A 3,659-nucleotide genomic window follows, 5' to 3' on the forward strand; every position below is an offset into this window, starting at 1 on the left:
CCTTGGGCATCTTTGTTCCTTGCTCGCGATGTTGCGTGCGCTCCCCTGCCAGCAGGGCCATTGACAGGCAAGCACCGCTTCGCCAAAGGGGCGCCTCTCGGCATTGAGCTCGGTTCGGGCTTGTGCATTTTCAGAGCGTAACGCGCTCAGGAACGCCCCCCGAAACAGGGGACTGTGTGGACAGGTGGCCGAGTGGTTAAAGGCAGCAGACTGTAAATCTGCCCGCGCAAGCGTACGCTGGTTCGAATCCAGCCCTGTCCACCACCGGCCTTTCTCAGCACATCCCTGACAACCCTGGAAAATCGCAGAAAACCTCGGTTATTCTGCCCTTATCTTCCGCACTTGCAATCGTCACCCCGCGCAGCACGATAGTTTCGCCACGTCCTTGTCAAACGTCTGCGCGGCCAGCTTTAGTCCTTCGACCGTCGTCAGGTAGGGGAAGGTCGTCGCGCCCAGTTCTGCTGTAGTCATGCCGTATTTGATCGCCAGAACCAGCGTCTGGATCGAATCCGCGCCTTCGGGGGCCATGATCTGCCCGCCGAGCAGGCGGTCGGTGCCCTTGTCGGCCACAAGCTTGATCATCCCGCGCGTATCGCGCGCCGCCAGCGCGCGCGGCACGGCATCAAGCGGGAGCAGCGAGGTTTTCACCTCCAGCCCCTGCGCCCGCGCCGCCGCTTCGGTCAGGCCGACGCTGGCGACCTGCGGATCGCTGAACACCACGGCGGGCATGGCGGCATTGTCATAGCGGTGCTGATTGCCGGTGACAGCATTGCGCGCGGCCAGTTTCGCCCCGTTGGCCGCCATGTAAACGAACTGGTCGCGCCCGGTGACATCGCCTGCGGCATAGATGCCGGGGACAGTGGTTTCGAGGTAATCGTTCACCACGATCCCGCCCTTGCGGCCCAGCGTGATGCCGCGCGCCTCCAGCCCAAGGCCATCGCTGTTCGGCTTGCGACCAGTGGCGACCAGGACTTGCTCCGCCGTGATCGTTTGCACCGTAGCAGCCGTGTCGCAATGACCTTTACCGTCGCAGGACAGGCTTTCGCAGGTGAGTTCCACACCGCCAGCGGTTTGCGCGATCCGCTGATAGCCGATACCGGCGCACACCCGCACGCCCTCGGCCTCCAGATAGGTTTGCAGGGCGGCGCTCAGTTCCTCGTCGAGTTCGGGCAGCAGGCGGCTGCGGCAGCAGATGGTGACCTCAACCCCCAACCGGGCAAACATCTGGCCCAGTTCGACCCCGATCACCCCGCCGCCGATCACCAGCGACGATTTGGGCAGGCGTTCCAGCGCCAGTGCGGTGGTGCTGGTGAGAAAGGGCACAGTGTCCAACCCCGGAATGGGGGGAACGGCAGCGCGAGCGCCCATTGCCAGGATGATCTTGCCCGCCTTCATCGGCGCATCATCGACCATCAGCGTGGTGCCATCGAAGTGCACCTTGCCCTCGATATAGCTGACGCCTTCATAGGCGGGCAGCAGATCGGCATATTTCTTTTGCCGCAATTCGCCCACCAGCGCGTCTTTCGATGCGGCCAGCGCGCTCCAGTCTTCAAGCTGAACGCTCCCGCCAAGTCCGGGGAAGCGCGCGGCTGCGCGTCCGCCACGCACCGCTTCAGCCGCGCGGATCAGCGCCTTTGACGGCACGCAGCCGACATTGACGCAGGTGCCGCCGATCGTGCCGTGGCCGATCAGCGCCACGCTCGCGCCCAGTTCAGCGGCGGTAATCGCGGCGGAAAAGCCCGCCGAGCCTGCGCCGACAACGGCCAGATTAAATCCGTCCTGCCGGGGCAGAGTGCAACAATTGTTCATGTGTTAACTTTCAACTGCCTTCAGATGGCCTGCGCCGGATAGCCCGCATTGGTCGATGCTGCGGCAATTGCAGCGGCACTGGTGCGCTTTGGATCAAAGGTGGCGCGTGCGGTCTTGGTATCGAAGTCAACTTCGACAGTGCGAACGCCAGCAACGCCTTCCATCGCCGTCTTGACGGTTATCGGGCACATCGCACAGGTCATGTTTTCGATGGCGAAAGTGGTATGCGCCTGCGCGGCATCGGCCACCACCGCGCGGTCGGCGCCGCCATTGCTGAGCGCCAGTGCTACCCCGCCGCCAGCCAGTGCCACCACTGCGACGCCGATCATCATTGTCTTGTTCATCAGATTATTCCTTTTCAATAGAACCAAGGTGCCCACCAGTCGATGGTGAGCGCGAGGAGCACGATGGCAAGGCCCAGCCACAGCACCGTTTTGGTGGTGCGCGCCGATTTTGGCCGCGCGCAGAAAGAGCCATCTTCACACGGCTGCTTCGGCTTGAAATAGACGTGCCAGAAGCCATAGCTGATCAGCGCCAGCGTGACCGCGCCGACGTAGGGTTTATACGGTTCGAGCGCGGTCAGATTGCTGATCCACGCGCCCGAAATGCCCACCGACACCAGCAACAGCGGCACGATGCAGCAGGCCGAAGCCAGCCCCGCGCCAATCAGTGATCCCGTAGCCAACCAGCCCGCAGACTTCGCATCGGGTATTTTGACCGGATTTGGCAGCCCGGTTTCCGGCGTTGATGCCATACTGTGATTCCTGTCTTCCGAAGCTATGAATGGGGTTATAAGGTCTGTAGCAACCACAGGCTCAAGAGGTTTTTCATGACCCATCACAGCGGCATTTTGCGCGCGCAGCTGGCGCGGCTGACCGGCTGCAATCTGGAAACCATCCGCTATTATGAGAAAGTGGGCCTGCTGCCCGATCCGCCGCGCAGCACCAATGGTTACCGCGTCTATCCGCCCGATCTGGTGCAGCGGTTGCAGTTCATCATGCGCGCCCGCGATCTGGGCTTTGCGGTGGAGGAAATCCGCTCGCTATTGTCCCTCACCGATGCCGGGCAGCAGACCTGCGCCGAGGTGATGGCGCGCACGCAGGATCACCTTGCCGATGTGCGGCGCAAAATGGCCGATTTGCAGCGGATCGAGGCGACGTTGATGGCTTCACTGGCCCAATGTTCGGGCGATACCGCACCCGATTGCCCCATATTGGACGCGCTCAACTGCGCCTGAGGAGCACCCACTTTGTTTCACGTGAAACATTGGGTCAAGCGCGGCCTAAGGCGGGTCAAGGGCATGGCAAGGCCAGCCTAACCTCCACGGTTCCCGCAGTTGCTGGACGGGCTTGCAGGCGGGCAGAGCGAGCAGTAAGGCAATGCGCCCCATGCAAGAGAGTTACATGCAGGAAACGCAATCAACCCCCGCGCTCACTGGCCGCCCGGTCATTTCTGCCACCGGCCTGTTCACGCCCACAGAGTCGATCACCAACGAAGAACTGGTGGCAAGCTTCAACGCTTTTGCTGATCGCCATAATGCCGCCAACGCGGCTGCGATTGCTGCTGGCGAGGTGGAACCTCTGCCGCATTCCTCGGTCGAATTCATCGAGAAGGCGAGCGGGATCAAAGCGCGCCATGTGATGAGCAAGGCACCGATCCTCGATCCTGACGTGATGGCCCCGCGCTGGGCTGAACGTGGCAATGACGAAATCTCGATCATGGCCGAAATCGGTGTCGCAGCGGCGCGGGCTGCGCTTGAACGGGCCGGGCGCGACCCGCAGGATGTGGACGCGGTGCTGTGTGCCGCGTCGAATATGCAGCGCGCCTACCCCGCGATGGCGATCGAGATT

Annotated in this window: 4 protein-coding genes, 1 tRNA gene and 1 pseudogene; 3 read left to right on the plus strand and 3 right to left on the minus strand. The window is 62.4% G+C overall.

From position 1 onward, the window contains the following. Positions 1 to 178 precede the first annotated feature (178 nt). Positions 179 to 264 (plus strand) — tRNA-Tyr (locus tag U1A24_RS02355). A gap of 87 nt (positions 265 to 351) precedes the next feature. Here U1A24_RS02355 and merA read toward each other — a convergent pair. From merA to U1A24_RS02370, 3 genes are read right to left on the minus strand one after another with little or no spacing between them, the layout of a single operon-like run. Continuing rightward, the gene (merA, locus tag U1A24_RS02360; RefSeq protein ID WP_322320388.1) at positions 352 to 1,809 is read right to left on the minus strand and encodes a mercury(II) reductase; all 1,458 of its coding nucleotides are present in this window, start codon (positions 1,807 to 1,809) and stop codon (positions 352 to 354) included. Between the two features lie 20 nt (positions 1,810 to 1,829). Beyond that, a complete protein-coding gene (locus U1A24_RS02365; RefSeq protein WP_322320389.1) occupies positions 1,830 to 2,153 on the minus strand; it encodes a heavy-metal-associated domain-containing protein in 324 nt (107 codons plus the stop codon). A gap of 14 nt (positions 2,154 to 2,167) precedes the next feature. Then, a complete protein-coding gene (locus U1A24_RS02370; RefSeq protein WP_322320390.1) occupies positions 2,168 to 2,563 on the minus strand; it encodes a mercuric transporter MerT family protein in 396 nt (131 codons plus the stop codon). A gap of 75 nt (positions 2,564 to 2,638) precedes the next feature. Between U1A24_RS02370 and U1A24_RS02375 the strand changes: the two genes are divergently transcribed. Together U1A24_RS02375 and U1A24_RS02380 are read left to right on the plus strand one after the other, a co-directional pair. Beyond that, positions 2,639 to 3,046 carry a helix-turn-helix domain-containing protein gene (locus U1A24_RS02375; protein WP_322320391.1) on the plus strand — a complete coding sequence of 136 codons (408 nt, stop codon included), beginning with the start codon at positions 2,639 to 2,641 and terminating at the stop codon, positions 3,044 to 3,046. A 166-nt stretch (positions 3,047 to 3,212) separates the two neighbouring features. After that, positions 3,213 to 3,659: pseudogene (locus tag U1A24_RS02380) on the plus strand (beta-ketoacyl-ACP synthase III); the annotation flags it as partial.

The sequence above is a fragment of the Cypionkella sp. genome (genome assembly GCF_034376685.1).
GTDB lineage: Bacteria > Pseudomonadota > Alphaproteobacteria > Rhodobacterales > Rhodobacteraceae > Cypionkella.